Origin of the sequence: Nocardia sp. NPDC050718 (assembly GCF_040654235.1) — a bacterium.
Taxonomy (GTDB): Bacteria; Actinomycetota; Actinomycetes; order Mycobacteriales; family Mycobacteriaceae; genus Nocardia.
Genome location: NZ_JBFAHQ010000012.1, coordinates 1 through 16081, shown reverse-complemented (window position 1 = coordinate 16081; position 16081 = coordinate 1). Strand labels below are relative to the sequence as shown.

Annotated in this window: 14 protein-coding genes and 1 pseudogene; 5 read left to right on the top strand and 10 right to left on the bottom strand. The window is 67.7% G+C overall.

The features are described from left to right. Positions 1-51: 51 nt before the first annotated feature. Positions 52-1509, bottom strand: a complete 1458-nt coding sequence (locus AB0H54_RS32140; protein ID WP_357350604.1) for an NAD-dependent succinate-semialdehyde dehydrogenase — start codon at positions 1507-1509, stop codon at positions 52-54. After that, positions 1506-2654 (bottom strand): zinc-binding dehydrogenase, encoded by a 1149-nt coding sequence (locus AB0H54_RS32135; RefSeq protein ID WP_357350764.1) that lies wholly within the window; start codon positions 2652-2654, stop codon positions 1506-1508. The genes AB0H54_RS32140 and AB0H54_RS32135 overlap by 4 nt, the downstream gene beginning before the upstream one ends. 91 nt (positions 2655-2745) lie before the next feature. Between AB0H54_RS32135 and AB0H54_RS32130 the strand changes: the two genes are divergently transcribed. Next, a complete protein-coding gene (locus tag AB0H54_RS32130; RefSeq protein ID WP_357350602.1) occupies positions 2746-3330 on the top strand; it encodes a QsdR family transcriptional regulator in 585 nt (194 codons plus the stop codon). 16 nt (positions 3331-3346) lie between these two features. On the opposite strand, the gene AB0H54_RS32125 is transcribed toward AB0H54_RS32130, so the two are convergent. Both AB0H54_RS32125 and AB0H54_RS32120 read right to left on the bottom strand, forming a co-directional pair. After that, a complete protein-coding gene (locus AB0H54_RS32125; RefSeq protein ID WP_357350600.1) occupies positions 3347-3910 on the bottom strand; it encodes a PadR family transcriptional regulator in 564 nt (187 codons plus the stop codon). A gap of 507 nt (positions 3911-4417) precedes the next feature. Then, a complete protein-coding gene (locus tag AB0H54_RS32120) occupies positions 4418-5293 on the bottom strand; it encodes a dienelactone hydrolase family protein (protein WP_357350598.1) in 876 nt (291 codons plus the stop codon). Between the two features lie 863 nt (positions 5294-6156). Here AB0H54_RS32120 and AB0H54_RS32115 point away from each other — a divergent pair. Beyond that, the gene (locus AB0H54_RS32115; protein WP_357350596.1) at positions 6157-6315 is read left to right on the top strand and encodes a hypothetical protein; all 159 of its coding nucleotides are present in this window, start codon (positions 6157-6159) and stop codon (positions 6313-6315) included. Positions 6316-6373: 58 nt separating this feature from the next. Here AB0H54_RS32115 and AB0H54_RS32110 read toward each other — a convergent pair whose 3' ends face one another. The 6 genes and pseudogenes from AB0H54_RS32110 to AB0H54_RS32085 form a co-directional block, all read right to left on the bottom strand. Next, a complete protein-coding gene (locus AB0H54_RS32110; protein ID WP_357350594.1) occupies positions 6374-7564 on the bottom strand; it encodes an acyl-CoA dehydrogenase family protein in 1191 nt (396 codons plus the stop codon). Between the two features lie 59 nt (positions 7565-7623). Continuing rightward, positions 7624-8075 (bottom strand): annotated as a pseudogene (locus AB0H54_RS32105) (MaoC family dehydratase). An 8-nt stretch (positions 8076-8083) separates the two neighbouring features. Next, complete coding sequence (locus AB0H54_RS32100; RefSeq protein ID WP_357350592.1) at positions 8084-9295, bottom strand: acetyl-CoA C-acetyltransferase; 1212 nt, start codon at positions 9293-9295, stop codon at positions 8084-8086. Further along, positions 9288-10178 carry a hypothetical protein gene (locus AB0H54_RS32095; RefSeq protein WP_357350590.1) on the bottom strand — a complete coding sequence of 297 codons (891 nt, stop codon included), beginning with the start codon at positions 10176-10178 and terminating at the stop codon, positions 9288-9290. Before AB0H54_RS32095 ends, AB0H54_RS32100 begins: the two co-directional genes overlap by 8 nt. Continuing rightward, entirely contained in the window at positions 10175-10903 is a 729-nt protein-coding gene (gene fabG, locus AB0H54_RS32090) for a 3-oxoacyl-ACP reductase FabG (RefSeq protein WP_357350588.1), read from the bottom strand. The genes AB0H54_RS32095 and fabG overlap by 4 nt, the downstream gene beginning before the upstream one ends. Positions 10904-10924: 21 nt before the next feature. After that, entirely contained in the window at positions 10925-11746 is an 822-nt protein-coding gene (locus AB0H54_RS32085; protein ID WP_357350586.1) for a mycofactocin-coupled SDR family oxidoreductase, read from the bottom strand. A gap of 187 nt (positions 11747-11933) precedes the next feature. On the opposite strand from AB0H54_RS32085, the gene AB0H54_RS32080 reads away from it, so the two are divergent. From AB0H54_RS32080 to AB0H54_RS32070, 3 genes are all read left to right on the top strand, one after another. Then, positions 11934-12743, top strand: coding sequence for an NAD(P)-dependent oxidoreductase (locus AB0H54_RS32080; RefSeq protein WP_357350584.1), 810 nt, complete (start codon positions 11934-11936; stop codon positions 12741-12743). A 25-nt stretch (positions 12744-12768) separates the two neighbouring features. Continuing rightward, on the top strand, positions 12769-14307 hold the full coding sequence (locus AB0H54_RS32075; RefSeq protein ID WP_357350582.1) for a coniferyl aldehyde dehydrogenase: 1539 nt from the start codon (positions 12769-12771) through the stop codon (positions 14305-14307). Positions 14308-14371: 64 nt separating this feature from the next. Further along, entirely contained in the window at positions 14372-16045 is a 1674-nt protein-coding gene (locus AB0H54_RS32070; RefSeq protein ID WP_357350580.1) for an acyl-CoA synthetase, read from the top strand. The last annotated feature ends 36 nt before the right edge of the window (positions 16046-16081 follow it).

Genomic DNA, 16081 nt, shown 5'->3' with positions numbered 1-16081 from the left:
GTCGGAATCAGCCGGTCGGCCGTGCGCCGACCGGCTGATTTCGATGTCCGGCTAGGACAGTCGTAGTGCCAGGTACTTGGTCTCGAGGTACTCATCGAGGCCGGTGCTGCCGCCCTCACGGCCGAGGCCGGACGCCTTGACGCCACCGAAGGGTGCCGCCGGATCGGAGATGATCCCCGTGTTGATGCCGACCATGCCCGACTGCAGGCCTTCGGCGAAATTCATCGTCTCCCCGAGCTTCTCGCCGAAGACATAGGCGGCCAACCCGGATTCGGTGTCCTGCGCGAGAGCGAGCGCTTCGTCGATATCGGAGAAGGCCCGGACCGGAGCGATGGGGCCGAAGATTTCCTCGCGCCACACCTGCGCCTTGGGATCGATCTTGGTCAGGACCACCGGGCGAACGAAGTGTCCAGGGCTGTCGGGGAGTTCGGCAGTCGAATGGACACGGGCACCACGGGCCACCGCGTCCTCGATCAACCAGTGCATCTGATCGACCGCAGCGCGATCGATCAGTGGCCCCAACGCGGTCGCCGGATCCATGCCATCGCCCATCCTTAGGGCCGACATTGCCGCAGTCAGCCGCTCGGCGAACTCGACAGCCAGGGAATCGTGCACGAGAAAGCGATTGGCCGCCACGCACGCCTGTCCGCCGTTGCGCATCTTGGCCGCCAACGCGCCGGCGACGGCCTTGTCCAGGTCGGCCGAGGCCAACACCACGAAGGGCGCGTTCCCGCCCAGTTCCATGGAAGTACGCAGGATGCGCTCGGATGCCTGGGCCAGCAGCTTGCGGCCGACCCCGGTGGAGCCGGTGAAAGTGAGCTTGCGTAGGCGCTCGTCGGTGATGATGGTGGTCGCGACCGCCGCCGACCGACTGGTGGTGACGCAGTTGACCACACCGGCGGGCACGCCAGCGTCCTGGAATACGCGCATCAATTCCAATGCGGTGAGCGGCGTTTGGGAGGCGGGCTTGAGCACGATGGTGCACCCGGCGGCAAGCGCGGGCGCTACCTTGCGGGTCACCATGGCCAGGGGGAAGTTCCATGGCGTGATGGCCAGCACCGGACCGACGGGCTGTTTCGTCACCAGAATTCGTTGCCCGCCGGTGGGTGCCCGGAAGTACTCGCCACCCGCCTGCACGCACTGCTCGGCGAACCAGCGCAGGAACTCGGCGCCGTAGACGACCTCACCGCGTGCTTCAGCGAGCGGCTTACCCATCTCCAGCGTCAGAATCTGCGCGATCCGGTGCGCCCGCTCATGCAGCAGGTGGAAGGCCTTCATGAGGATGTCGGATCGGGTGCGCGGATCTGTCGCTGCCCAGTCGTTCGCGGCGGCGACTGCCGCGTCCAGCGCGATCGCGGCAGTGTCGGGGCCGCCATCGGCGACGGTAGCGATCACGGCACCGGTGGCGGGGTTCTCCACCGGCAGATCTGTGTTGCCGACGTGCCATTCACCGCCGATGAAGTGACCTGTCGGCAGCCCGTCGTACAGCTTGTCGAGAGTGCGGGTCATGGTAGCTCCTGATCTTGCTGGTCGAAAACGATGATCTGTCGGATGGCTGTGCCGTCGGCGAGCGCGTCCATCGCGTCGTTGATCGCGGGCAGTTCGATGCGGGCGGAGATCAGCCGTTCCACCGGCAACTTCCCCTCCCGCCAGAGCTGCTCGTAGCGCGGAACATCGCGTGCCGGAATCGCTGAACCCAGGTAGCTGCCGACGAGAGTGCGTGCCTCGGCGGTGAGACTCAGCGGCGGCAGCGTGATCGTGGCGTCGGGAGCGGGCAGACCCACGGTGACGGTCATGCCGCCGGGCTGGGTCGCGGCGTATGCGGTTTCCAGGGCCGCGGGATGTCCCGCACACTCGATGGCGAACTGGCACCGGGTTCCTGAGGCGATGACCTCGTCCGGGGTCATCGCTTCCGTGGCACCGAGGGACATCGCCGCGTCGAGCTTGTCGGCCACGCGGTCCACCGCGACGACCCGTTCGACGCCAATCGCCTTCGCCACCAACAGCGCTGCCATCCCGACGCCGCCGAGACCCACCACCATCAGGCTGTCCGACGGTTGCGGTCGCGCGACATTGAGCACCGCTCCACCACCGGTCAGCACCGCGCATCCGAACAGTGCCGCTACTTCGGCGGGCACATCGTCTCCGACCACCACCAGCGATGCGCGATCTACAACGGCGTGGGTGGCGAACCCTGACACCCCGAGGTGATGGCGCACCCGAGCGCCGTCGCGGACCAGATGCCCTGGATGGTTCAGCAGTTCCCCGGCCGCATTGGCACGGGTGCCCTCGGTGCACGGTAGTCGGCCGTCGCGACTCCAATCGGCCCCGCTGTGACCGCAGGCATCGCAACTCCCGCAGCGGGGGAGAAACGTCATGACCACTTGCCGACCGACGGCGACATCGGTGACCGCGTCACCGACCGCCAGCACCGTGCCTGCCGCTTCGTGTCCGAGCAGCATGGGCAGCGGTCGCGGCCGGTTACCGTCGACCACGCTCAAATCGGAGTGGCACACCCCCGCGGCCTTGATCGCCACGAGGACCTCGGTGGGTCCGGGGCCGTCGAGATCGAGGTCGCACACGGTGATCGGACGGGTGTCGACGTAGGGACGGGCTCTGCCGGTTTCCTCGAGCACAGCTCCCCGAATGCGAATCATACCGAATATGATACACAGAGCTTTGAATGTCTCAAATAGTTTTGTGGCGGGGCGTCGAGCAACTGCCACTGGCTCCTATGCTTTTCCGGTGAAACGCGCAGAGGGGTCCAGGGCGCCGGGCCGGCCGGCATCGGCGAGCCCGGAGGACGTGCTGAAAGCCGCCGTCGCCATGTTCCTGGCGGGCAAACGGCTCGACGTGAACGCCATCGCCACCGAGCTCGGCGTCGCCCGCGCCAGCGTCTATCGGTGGTTCGGATCGCGCGACGGGTTGCTCGGCGCGGCCATCGCGCGCCAGCTCGAACGCACCGTGGCCTACGCCGACCGGCACGCGCAGGCTGTCGGCAGCGATCGGCTGGGCGAAATACTGGACCGCACCATCCATCTACTCGTCGAAGACGACTCGCTCCGAACCTATTTCGACAATGAGTCAACCGCAGCCTTGCGGCTGGTCACTCGCAGCGACGGACCGGTGCACCAGGCGGCGGTGGCCACCGTCGAGAACCTGATCGAGCAGGCCGAAGCGCGGGGCTATCGGCCACCGATCGATTCGGCCACGCTGGCCTACGCCTTGGTGCGATTGTGGGAGGCGTTCCTCTACAACGACGCTGTGGCTGGATTCCGTGGCGACGTCGAACGGCTACAGACGGTTCAATCGGCGCTGCTGCGTGCGTGATCCCGCACGGTGCCTCTCATACCTGGGCGCTGATGCGGCGGTCGATGACCGCCAATGCGAATTCGCTCCAGCGAATGTTCTCCTGTTCGAAGGAGATTCCCCGCATCAAGGTCAGATAGGGGCCGACGCGTTCGGCTTCCTCCAGATAGGCCTGTTCGGTTCGCCCCGCGAGCAGGCGGGAGCGGAGCCGTTCGTAGCGAGCGAGTTTGGCGACCGCCCACTCTCGCTTCTCTTCGACCGCTACTCGTACCGCCGGCGCGTCTACGGTTTGCATGCTCTGCACTCGCACCATCAACTCGTCGCGGATGGCTGTCGGCTTGGACTCGCTGGCGACGAACTCGTGGAGCGCGGCGTGGCCGACTTCGGTGAGGGAGTGCAACCGCTTGTTCGGTCGGCGCTCCTGCTGCACAACCCGTGTTTCGATGAGGCCCTCGGCCGTCATCCGGTCCAGTTCTCGGTAGAGCTGCTGGGGTGTGGCCATCCAGAAATTGGCGACCGATGCGTCGAACTCCTTGGCGAGGTCGTAGCCGGAGGACTCGCCGTCCAGGAGGGCGGCCAGGATCGCGTTGCGTAGTGCCATCTGTGCATCATAGCACTCGATCTAGTCAACTATATGTCTATAGAAGGCAAAGAAATGTGCATCTAGATTTGTGTCAGCCAGTCAACTAAGCGATTAGTTCCAGATCGGCTTGGATGTGTTCTCGGATTCAGTTGTCGGTGACGATCCTTGCTCGTGAATGTGCTGGTTGGGCGTAGGGTCGCTGGGCGAGGTCACGAGCCCTGGTTCGAACCGTGGTGACGTGGGCGAGATGTGTGGCGGGATCTCGCGGCGGATTTCGGTGGTTGTGATGCCCGCCGGTGTCGCTGGCACTTCTGCTGTGTGCAACGACATGTAGATCGTGATCGCTACCAGCGCTCCCACACGCAGAAACCTGAAAGCCGCAGACGGCACTCGAGTTCGCCATGATCGGGTGCCTCCGCGATGGTTCGGCACAGTCGCCTCCTGCTCGTGCCGCAAGGATCTGCACGGAATTTCGCCCGAGAACCGAGGGAGGGGCGGCATCGGCCGACCCTCCCCGGCTGCCGCTCAGCCCAGAGGACAGGTGTTTCGGTATTCCTGGAACTCCGCCGACTTGGACGGGCCGGGGCACAGGAACTGGTCGTAGCGGGTGTCGTTGTCGACGAACCGCTTCAGCCACGACAGTGTGAACTTCGTGTTGGTCGCGTTGGCCTCCACCGGCTTGAAGTGGTTGCCGAAGTTGTACTCCAGGTAGGCCTTGTCCCTGGCGTTTGTCAGATGGTCGTAGAAGGGCTCGGAATGTGCTCCGGTGGGCGCGATGACATCGTCGGCGGCGCCGATCAGCAACGTTGGTGTGGTCACCTTCTGCCAGGCGGAGTAGGGCTCCCACGGTGCGAGACCGACGGTGGCTTTCAATGCCGGCCGGTCCTCGGCGGCGCGCAGCGCGCCACCGCCACCCATGGAGAACCCGACGACGGCGGTGCGGGTGGGATCGATGCGGTCCTTGTATTGGCTCTGGGTGGTCAGCCAGTCCAAGGCCCCGAGCAACTGGTCGCCACGGGATTCGGGCAAATCCAGTGTGGTGTTCGTTTCGAGGGTGATGACGACGAAGCCCTGGGAGGCCAGGCGGGGGCCGAGCCAACTGATGATGGACTCGGGATTGGTGAAACCGGGGGCCACGGCGACCGCACCGAACGTTCCCTGGTCGGTGGCCGTCGGGTAGTAGACGGTCCCCTTGTTGAACTTGTTGCTGGCGCCCGAGGGTGCGGGGGCTTCGGCGATGGCGAATGACCCCTTCTCGGCGGTCACGCTCGCCTCGGTGGGGTTCGGGCCCTTCTCGTAAGGGTTGTCGGCGGCGTGGGATGGCGTGACAACCCCGAGCGACACGGCGATGGCCGCGACGAAGGGTGCGATCCGGAGCCACTGAATAGTCTTGCTGGACAAGGAATTTCCTCTCGCCTTTGAGTGGTGCGAGGGAAATATTGCGTGGCCGCGACCTGAGATTCTGCACCGTTGGCGACGAACTTTTCCGCCTGGACGTGCACCACCGAACAACGTTGTCACCACCATGAGCACACCGCGCTGCGACCAGTCACCGCGATGAGCGGTGAGTTGGATGCGACGAGATCTGTCAGTACGTCCTCACGCTCGGCACGATGCCAGGAGCCGGAGCCGGGACGGATTTCGTGACCTGGCCCGAACCCACCGAAACGACGATCGCCCGGCCCCTTTCAGGGGCCTGTTGCTCGTGACTGACACCGTCGGGTGTGGTTTCCATGTACCAGTCGCTTGGCGGGCGGGCCGCGGCGGCCGTCCGTTCTCGGAACCAAGAGGAAGTCTGAGAACTTTCATCGGGCGGCGTTGAGTGCCGCCCAGGAGGTCCTCGAGTCGCAGCCGAACACAACCCTCGCCGGTGCGGTCGATTCCGTCGTAGTGGGGTTAGCTCGTATTCGGCCTGCGGGCTTACGCGCGTTTCGACACATATCGCACCACGGCAATGGCAGTTTCCAGCTGACGCTGGCCAGTGACTACCGAGACGGCGGGCGTTGTGTGGCGTGCCACCGCAGGATGTCGAGAAGAGCTTCAGTCTGCTGCCGTGCCAGCGGCTCGCTGTCTCGGTCTTCGGCAATCACGATCTCGCAGACCGCGTCGAGTGGCGGACGCCGTTGTCGGGATTGGTTGGAGGCGTTCGGATCGTGTGACGCGGAGTCGTCGATCATTGTCCTGTTGTGCCACCTATCGGAATATGGCGGTGCATCAGGCTCAGCTGGTCTCACCGAACTAGCAGAAGGCGTGATGGAGCACCGATGACCACAACATTGATCCTGATTGCGGCTCTGGCCTTGGCCATTGCAACCGTCGGCCGGACTGTGGCGATCGGGCTCGCGGTGTACAAGGTGCCCGCGAGGTATCGCGCCGAGGTTCTGCGTGGGCTCGCCGAGTGTTTCCGGTTCTGGCGCAAGTGATGTCAGTCGCCGCGCAATTCGTCCCATAGCTGCCTGGACCATGCGGGTATCGGCACAGTCAGATCCGGTAGTCGCGCAGTACGCCCTTGGCGATGATGCGCTTCTGGATCTCGCTGGTGCCCTCACCGATCAGCATGAACGGCGCCTCGCGCATGAGGCGTTCGATCTCGTACTCGGTGGAGTATCCGTAGCCGCCGTGGATCCGGAACCCGGCCTGCGTCACCTCGTTGCAGAATTCACTGGCCAGATACTTGGCCATGCCCGCCGCGACGTCGTTACGCAGGCCGGAGTCCTTGAGCCGGGCCGCGTTGACCATCATCAGATGCGCCGCTTCCACTTTGGTCGCCATCTCGGCGAGCGCGAACTCGATCGCCTGGTGCTCGACGATGGGTTTGCCGAAGGTGCTGCGCTGCTGGGCGTAGCGGGCGCCGAGTTCGAAGGCGCGGATCGCGATCCCGCAGGCGCGGGCCGCGACATTGACGCGACCGACCTCGATACCGTCCATCATCTGCTTGAACCCACGGCCGGTGGTGCCGCCCAGGACCGCCTCGGCGGGCACGGTGTGGCCGTCGAGCAGCATCTCGGTGGTGTCGATGCCTTTGTAGCCCATCTTGTGGAGTCGGCCCGGGATGGTCAGGCCCGGTGCGACTTCGCCCAGGCCGACAGGCTTTTCGAGGAGGAAGGTCGTGAGATTGTCGTGTGCGCGTGGCTGTCCCTCGTCGGTACGGACCAGCGTGGCGACCAGAGTGGCTGTCGAGCCGTTGGTGAGCCACATCTTGCGGCCGTCGAGGGTGTATCCGCCGTCCTCGTTGCGGGTCGCCTTGGTGCGGATGGCGGCGACATCGGAGCCGAGTTCGGGTTCGGACATGGAGAACGCGCCCCGGATCTCCCCGGTCGCCAGGCGTGGCAGGAACCGTTGTTTCTGCTCGGGGGTGCCGTGCCGGGCGATCAGGTAGGCGACGATGAAATGGGTGTTGATGACACCGGAAACACTCATCCAGCCGCGCGCCAGCTCTTCGACGCACAGGGCATAGGTCAGCAGGGATTCACCCAGGCCGCCGTACTCCTCGTCGATCATGAGGCCGAACAGGCCCAGTTCGGCCATCCGGTCGACGATGTCCTGTGGGTAGGTGTCGGTGTGCTCGAGCTGCTGGGCGGTGGGGATGATCTCCTTGTCGACGAAAGTCCGGACAGCGGAGAGTATTTCGGTCTGCACGTCGGTGAGTCCGTGGGTGTGCGCGAGTTTCATCGGTGGATCCGTTCGTGGAAGGGACGGCGCCGCCGGCCGGGGCGGACCGGCGGCGAGGATCAGAGCATGATCGCGGTGAGGGTCTCGGCGACCAGCGCGGGCTTGTCGCCGTCCTCGTTCTCGACCGACCAGCTGACGGTGAGCAGGGCCCGCGAGCCCTCGGTGCTCAGGGCGAGCGGGATCGCGACCGCCCGGACCCGGGTTCCGGTGCGGACCGCGGCGGGAAAGCGGACCTTGTTCTGCCGTAGTTGATCCGGGCTGTGCCGAACTCGAGGGTGTAGAGATCGCGGCCGAGGCGGGGCAGCAGGGACAGGGTGAGGTAACCGTGGGCGATCGTGGTGCCGTAGGGCCCGCTCGCGGCGCGGTCGGGATCGACGTGGATCCACTGGTCGTCGCCGGTGCACGCAGCGAACGTGTCGACGCGTTCCTGGCCGATGGCGATCCACGGGCTGGGACCGATGGGTTCGCCGAGGGCTTCGGTGAGGTCGTCGACGGAGGTGAAGCGGCGCAGTGTCATGGTCAGTTCACCCGCTCGAACACCGCGGCCAGGCCCTGCCCGCCGCCGATGCACATCGTTTCCAGACCGTAGCGCTGTTCGCGGCGGTGCAGTTCCCTGGCGAGGGTGGCCAGCATCCGGCCACCGGTGGCGCCGACGGGGTGCCCGAGCGAGATTCCGGATCCGTGCACATTGGTGCGTTCGGCATCACGTTCGCCGAACTTCCACTCCCGCATGACGGCCAGGGCCTGGGCGGCGAACGCCTCGTTCAACTCGATCAGGTCGATGTCGGCCAGTGTGAGTCCGGCCCGCTGCAACGCCGCCTCCGTCGCGGGGACCGGTCCGATACCCATGACATCGGGGCGCACCCCGGCCACGGCCCACGAGGTGAGCGAGACCAGGGGAGTCAGCCCCCATTCCTCGGCCTTGGCCCGGGTGGTCACCAGGCACATCGAAGCGGCGTCGTTCTGGCCGCTGGAGTTGCCCGCCGTGACGGTCGACTCCGGATCCAGCGCCGCCCGAACGGGTTTCAGCGCGGCCAGGGATTCGAGAGTGGTGTCCGACCTGGGGTGTTCGTCGGTGTCGACGAGCACCTCGCCCTTGCGGGAGCGCACGGGCACCGGGACGATCTGCGCGGCGAGCACTCCGCTGCGCGCGGCCTCGATCGCGCGCTGGTGCGAGGTCAGCGCCAGCCGGTCCTGTTCCTCGCGGGTGATCGCGTAGGTGCGCCGGAGGTTCTCCGCGGTCTCGAGCATGCCGCCGGGGACGGGATGGAAACGGCCACCGGCGGTTTCGCGGCCACGAGCCAGCGCGTCGTGCACCCGGACACCGCCACGCGCACCACCCCAGCGCATATCCGTGGAGTAGAACGGCGTGTTGGTCATGGATTCGACACCGCCTGCCACGACGACATCGCAGGCGCCACTGCCGACTTGCATCGCCGCCTGGACGACGGCTTGCAGACCCGAGCCGCAGCGCCGGTCGACCTGCATGCCGCCGACGGTCACCGGCAGGCCCGCGTCGAGGGCAACGACCCGGCCGATCGCCGGTGCCTCGCTGCTCGGATAGCAGTGCCCGAGAACGACGTCGTCGACGATGTCCGGGTCGATGCCGGTGCGGTCGAGCAGGCCCTTCAGGGCGATCACGCCCAGTTCGGCCGCGGTGAGCGAGGCGAACGCGCCGCCGTAGCGTCCGATCGGGGTGCGCAGGGGCTCGCAGATGACAGTTTCACGCATGGGCTGGGTCTCCGTCGACGGTGAAATCGGCGGTGAGCACGGTGTGCTCGACCGCCTGGCCGGGGGTGGGCTCGGTGTGGACGGCGAGAGCGAGGTCGCCATCGGTGGTCTCGCGACGCCGGATCCGGGCGGGATCGCCACAGAACAGCGGGGCGATGTTGCGGTGGCGCAGCCGGGCCGGGCGCCGGTCCGGTTGTTCCCAGCGCAGGGTCTCGGCCATGGCCAGGGTCATGAGCGGACCGTGCACAACCAGGCCGGGATATCCTTCGACCGCGGTCGCGTAGGACAGGTCGTAGTGGATGCGGTGCGGATTGGCGGTCGCCGCGCTGAACCGCATCAGCACGGTCGGGTCGGTGTGCAGCTGCCAGTCCCATGCGCTGCTGCGCTGCAGGGGGTTGCGCGGCCACTGGTAGGTCCGGTCGGACTCGACCGCCGGCGCGGCGGTACCGGCGCCCCGGTAGACGAGGTTCTGGTGCTCTACGACAGCGAGCGCACCGGTCTCGGCGAACAGCCGTATCTCGACTTCGACGACCGTGAGCGGACCGGAGCGGCCGTTCTTGGCGTCGACCGCGACCACCCGCGCCTCCCGGCGGACGGTGGATCCCACGTGCACCGTCCCGGGGAACGACACCGTGCCGCCGGCGAACATGCGACGCGGCAGCTCCACCGGCGGCAGGAACGACCCACGCGCCGGGTGCCCGTCCGCGCCGATGGCCGACGAGACGGGCCAGCGGGCCAGCGCGGCCCAATGCCACAGGGGCGGTAGCGGATCGCCCACCCCGATCGCCGCCGCCCCGGAGTCGAACAGGGCATTCAACGCGGCCACCGGGGCGGGATCGACGTAGTCGTCGGTGACCACGGTGTGTGCCTGCCATCCGGTCACATGAACCGCCCGCCGGTGACTTCCAGGGTGGTGCCGGTCATGTAAGACGACAGGTCGGAGGCCAGGAACAGCGCGACCGCCGCGACCTCTCCGGGTTCACCCGCTCTGGCCATCGGGATCTCCGCCATTTTCTGGTCCCAGACCTTCTCCGGCATGGCCGTGGTCATGGGGGAGCGGATCAGGCCTGGCTGAATCGCGTTCACCCGCACGCCGAATCGGGCGGTCTCCTTGGCTGCGGCCTTGGTGAGGCCGATGATGCCCGCCTTGGCGGCCGAATAGTTGGTCTGCCCGGCCATCCCGACTTTGCCCGAGAGCGAGGAGATGTTGACGATGGAGCCCCGGCCCTGCTCACGCATGATCGCCGCGGCGTGGCGGGTGCCGTGCCAGGTGCCCTTGAGATGCACGGCGATCACCTGGTCGAAGTCCTCTTCGCGCATGGTGCGCATCGAGGCGTCGCGGGTGATCCCGGCATTGTTGACCATCACGTCCACCGACCCGAATTCGGTCACCGCGGTGGCCAGCAGCGCCTCGACGTCGGCGCCGCTGGTGACGTCACAGCGGGTGACGCGGACTCGGTCGGTGCCCAGGTCCGCCAGGGCGGTACCGGGATTCAGATCACCGAGGACGACCGAGGCCCCTTCGCGCAGGAACGCTGCGGCGATGGCCAGCCCGATACCTTGGGCGCCGCCGGTGACGACTGCGACGCGTCCGTCCAGAAGTGGCATTGGCGTGGATTCCTTTTCGTGTCAGTACTGCGTGGAGCCGAGGTCGACCGCGATCTGCGCGGCGGTCACCGCCCGGGAATCGTCGGCGGCCAGCCAGCTCACCGCCGCGGCGATGTCCTCGGGCTGGGCGATCCACTCCGGCAGGAACGGCGTGCCCATCTGTGCCAGTTGCGGATTGGATTGCAGTGCCCGCCCGAGGGCGGCCACCATGTCGCCCCCGCCCATCGGAGTGGCGACCGCGCCGGGATGCAGGCTGTTGACCCGGATCCGGTGCTTGCCGAGCTCAGCGGCCAGTGCTCGCGCCATCCCGGTCACCGCGTGCTTGCTGGCGGTGTAGTGCACCATGAACGGCTGCATCTTCACCCCCGCCGCGGAACTGACCAGGATGATCGAGCCGCCACGCCCGCCGTCCACGAGATGACCCGCGGTGGTGGCCACCGTGTTCCAGGTGCCGGTGACATTGATGTCGAGTACGTCGCGGAACGACTCGGCGGTGATCTCGTGCCAGACCTGGGGGATGCAGATGCCCGCGTTGGCCACGACGATGTCGAGGCGGCCGAACGCCGCCACGCCGGCGTCGGCGGCCGCGCGCAACCCATCCAGGTCGCGGGTATCGACCCGGTGGGCGATGATCCTGCGCCCGGTCGCCTCGACCAGACGCACGGTCTCGTCGAGGTCGGCAGGCGTCGCGGAGTCGTAGGGGACGGCCGCGGGCAGCGGGCCCGCGAGATCGACCGCGATGATGTCGGCGCCCTCGGTGGCCAGCCGGATCGCGTGGGCTCGCCCCTGCCCACGTGCGGCGCCGGTGATGAAAGCGACTTTGTCGGTGTGTCGGCCGGTCACTGGCCCTCCCTCTAGTCGGCCATATTGTAATAGCAACGGTATGGCTTTCATCCAGACTCTATTGTGGGGGTGTGCCGGGTGCAAGAAGTTGTTTACAGTTGGCATTACTGGAGTAGCATCTGTACGCAGCGCGCCGGGTTCGCGCTGACGTCCGGTCGCGAGGATGCGGCCGATGAGGAGGCGCGAGATGTCGAAGGTTGTCGGGTTTGTCGGGGCGGGGCGCATGGGCGAACCGATGGTGGTCCGGCTGGTCGCCGCCGGATACCGGACCATCGTGTACGCCCGCCGCGACGACGTGCGCGAGCGGTTGCGGGCCGCGGGCGCGGAGGTCGTCGACTCGACGGCGACGATCGCCGAGCGTGCCGAAGTGATCATCACCTGCCTGTATTCCGACCCCCAGCTGATCGAGGTGCTCGGCGGTCCGTCCGGTCTGCTGGCGACGGCCCGGCCCGACGCGGTGGTGGTCTCGCACACCACCGGCGCGGTGTCGACGGTCAAGGCGCTCGCGGCCGAATACCCGGAGGGGCCGGTCCTGCTCGACGGCCCGGTGAGTGGTTCGTCCGAGGACATCGCCCACGGCAGGCTGACTGTGCTGCTCGGCGGTCCCGCCGAAGCCGCCGGGGCTGTCCGTCCGGTGCTGGAGGCCTATTCGAGCACGGTCATGACCACCGGCGTGCTCGGTAGCGCGCTGGGGGTGAAGCTGATCAACAACGCTCTCTTCGCCGCGAATGCCCAGCTGGTCGGGGTCGCCGCCGCGGTCGGCAGGCAGCTCGGCGTCGAGGAGAACCAGCTCCTCGACGCGCTGGCGGTGGCCAGCGGCAACAGCTTCGCGGCGGATTCGATCCGCAAGACCGGCGGTTTCGCCGAATTCGGGAAGCTGGCGGGCCCATTCCTGCGCAAGGACGTCGCGGCGTGTGTGAGCGCCACCGCCGATCTCGGCGTCGACCTCGCCGGCCTGCGCACCGCGATCGCCGACGGCCCGTTCGACCTGATCTGACGCTGCACCGGAGAGGCACCCGCCCATGGAGATCACGACCACCAACACAGCAGGCGCCGGAGTCCACTCCGACCCGGCCGCGACGGACCCGGCGGAGCTACCGGCGATGCTGGCTCGCCAGCGCACGGCGTTCCTGCGAGAGGGGCAGCCGTCGGCCGCGGTGCGGCGCGACCGGATCGACCGGTTGCTGGCCATGGTCCTCGATCACATCGACGACTACGCCGAAGCGATGTCGCAGGACTTCGGCACCCGGTCGCGCACCGGCACCCTGTTCGCCGAAATCCTCGGCATGCTCGCCGCTTTCGAGCACACCCGCTCCCATGTCGCGCGGTGGATGCGCCCGGAGAAGCCGAATCCGTTCTCGCGTGGCTTCGGTATCCGCACCGAGATCCATCCCAGCCCGCTCGGCGTGGTCGGCATCGTCGGCCCATGGAACTTCCCGCTGCAGCTGGTGGTCGTTCCCGCCGCCTCGGCCTTCGCGGCGGGCAACCGGGTGATGATCAAGATGTCGGAGATCACCTCGCGCACGGCCGAACTCACCCGCGTGCTCGCCGCGCGATACTTCGATCCCGACGAGCTCTCGATCGTCGTCGGCGGTCCGGAGGTAGGCGCGGCGTTCACCGCGCTTCCCTTCGATCACCTGTTCTTCACCGGGTCGACCGGGGTGGGCCGGAAGGTGATGCGCGCCGCCGCCGAGAATCTCGTCCCGGTGACCCTCGAACTCGGCGGCAAGAATCCGGTCGTGGTCGGCCCCGGCGCCGATCTGCGCCGCGCCGCGAACCGGATCGCTCGCGCGCGCATGGTCAACGGCGGCCAGGTCTGTGTGTGCCCGGACTACGTCTTCGTGCCCGAGGACGGCATGGCCGGGTTCACCGAGGCTCTGCGGTCCGAACTGCGCGGCATGTTCCCCACGATCGGCGACAACGACGACTACACCTCCTCGGTGGACGACGCGAACTACACCAGGATCGTCGAGCTGATCGCGGATGCCCGCGCTCGCGGCGCCCGGGTGGAATCGGTGGCGCCGGAAGGGGAATCGCTGCCCGATCCGCACCGGCGCAAGATCGCGCCGACGCTGATCCACGACGTCACCGACGACATGCGTATCGCCACCGAGGAGGTCTTCGGTCCGGTGCTGCTGCTGCGGCCGTACACCACGCTCGGCGAGGTCAGTGACCACATCAACGCCCACCCGTCGCCACTGGTGGCCTACTGGTACGGCCCCGATCGCGCCGACTTCCGCGCGTTCGTCGCCCGCACCCGCAGCGGTGGGGTGGCCCGCAACGAGTTCGCGATCCACATGTTCTCCGAGAACGCGCCGTTCGGCGGCGTCGGCCACAGCGGCATGGGCGCCTATCACGGCAAAACCGGCTTCGACACCTTCAGCCATCGGCGCACCGTCGCCGGCACCGATCTGCCCTTCCCGATCACCGGAATCGCCGCGCCACCCTTCGGGCAGTGGACGGTCCGGATCGTCGACCTTGCCCTGCGAGCCGCCCGGTGGCGCACCGCCCGCCGGGTCGCGGGGCGGCTGCCGGTGCGGACCTGCACCGCTGATGCCTGATCGCCGCACCCACTCACTTCCCCCATCCGACGCGCCGTCGCCGACGGCCGAATTTCGAGGAGTCATGTTGTCCGCTGCCACCGCCGGGCCGGAACCGGCACAGTTCACCCTGGTGGGAGCCGCCGACGCTGCCGCGGCCGCGCTGCCGGACCGGGAACTGGTCATCCAGGGCGAACACCGCCGCACCTATGCCCAGACCGCCGAGCGCTCCATCCGCCTGGCCGCCTATCTGCATCAGCGTGGGCTCGGCTGTCACACCGAGCGTTCGGCGCTGCGTGGTCACGAGGTCGGGCAGGATCTGCTCGGCATCTACGCCCACAACGGCCACGAGTACATCGAGAGCCTGGTCGGGGCGTTCCGCGCCCGGGTCGCGCCGTTCAACGTCAACTATCGGTACGTCAAGAGCGAACTCGGCCACCTGCTCGCCGATGCCGGAGCCACGGCCCTGATCTACCACGCGGCCTTCGCGCCGCGGGTGGCCGAGATCCGCGCCGAACTGCCCCGATTGCGGGTGCTGATCCAGATCGCCGACGACTCGGGCAACGAATTGCTGGACGGCGCAGTCGATTACGAGACGGTTTTGGCCGAGACCGACCCGGTGCCGCCGCCGGTGACTCCCTCACCCGACGACCTCTACGTCCTCTACACGGGTGGCACCACCGGAATGCCCAAGGGCGTGCTGTGGCGCCAGCACGACATCTACATGGCCGCCTGCGGTGGCCGCGATGTCAACACCGGCGCCACAGTGGGCTCCTACGAGGAGATCGGTGCCAGGGCCGCGGCCAATCCCGGGGTGAAGCTGATGCTGCTGCCGCCGCTGATGCACGGCGCCGCCCAGTGGGCGGTGCTGACCGCGATGACCACCGGGCAGTCGGTCGTGTTCTCCCCGGTCGTCGACCGGATCGACGCGGACGAGACGCTGCGCGCGATCGAACGGGAACGGGTGGCGATCGCCATCGTCGTCGGCGATGCCATGGCGCGGCCGCTGCTTGCCGCGGTGCGGTCCGGCGTCGCCGATGTGTCCTCGCTGGCCGCGATCGCCAACGGCGGCGCGGTGCTGAACCCCGTGCTCAAACAGGAGTGGATCGACGCGGTGCCGGGACTGGCCGTGCTCGACGGGGTCGGCTCGTCGGAGACCGGGACCCAGTTGCACCACGTCTCGGCCGCCGGTTTCGTCTCCACCGGTACCTTTTCGGCGGGCCTGGACACCCGCGTGGTCGCCGAGGATCTCGCCTCGGTGCTCGAACCCGGCCACGACGGCCTGGGCTGGCTGGCCAAGCGGCTGTTCACCCCGCTGGGCTACAAGGGCGACGAAGCCAAGACCGCGGCGACGTTCCCGGTGATCGACGGAGTCCGGTACGTGCTGCCCGGTGACCGGGCGCGGCACCGCGCCGACGGCACCGTCGAACTGCTCGGCCGCGACGCGGTGACGATCAACTCCGGTGGCGAGAAGATCTTCGCCGAGGAGGTCGAGATGGCCCTCGCGTCCCATCCCGGCGTAGCCGACGTCCTGGTCGTGGGACGGCCCAGCGAGCGCTGGGGGCAGGAGGTCGTCGCGGTGGTGCAGTGCGCCGAGGGAACCATGGTGGGCGCCGACGAACTGGTCGAGCACGCCGCGGGGTCACTGGCCCGGTACAAGCTGCCCAAGGCGGTCGTCTTCCGGCCGGCCATCAGCCGCAGCCCGGCGGGCAAGGCGGATTATCGCTGGGCGCGTGAACAGGTCGCCGGCGAGCAGTGAGCCCAGGACCCGGGTGGTGCGGATCGAGGTCGATCC

Bases quoted from the DNA above. Each gene is read 5' to 3' on its own strand.
- AB0H54_RS32140 (WP_357350604.1), bottom strand. From the start codon at position 1,509: ATGACCCGCACTCTCGACAAGCTGTACGACGGGCTGCCGACAGGTCAC.
- AB0H54_RS32125 (WP_357350600.1), bottom strand. From the start codon at position 3,910: ATGGCACTACGCAACGCGATCCTGGCCGCCCTCCTGGACGGCGAGTCC.
- AB0H54_RS32115 (WP_357350596.1), top strand. From the start codon at position 6,157: ATGACCACAACATTGATCCTGATTGCGGCTCTGGCCTTGGCCATTGCA.
- AB0H54_RS32110 (WP_357350594.1), bottom strand. From the start codon at position 7,564: ATGAAACTCGCGCACACCCACGGACTCACCGACGTGCAGACCGAAATA.
- AB0H54_RS32100 (WP_357350592.1), bottom strand. From the start codon at position 9,295: ATGCGTGAAACTGTCATCTGCGAGCCCCTGCGCACCCCGATCGGACGC.
- fabG (WP_357350588.1), bottom strand. From the start codon at position 10,903: ATGCCACTTCTGGACGGACGCGTCGCAGTCGTCACCGGCGGCGCCCAA.
- AB0H54_RS32080 (WP_357350584.1), top strand. From the start codon at position 11,934: ATGTCGAAGGTTGTCGGGTTTGTCGGGGCGGGGCGCATGGGCGAACCG.
- AB0H54_RS32075 (WP_357350582.1), top strand. From the start codon at position 12,769: ATGGAGATCACGACCACCAACACAGCAGGCGCCGGAGTCCACTCCGAC.
- AB0H54_RS32070 (WP_357350580.1), top strand. From the start codon at position 14,372: ATGTTGTCCGCTGCCACCGCCGGGCCGGAACCGGCACAGTTCACCCTG.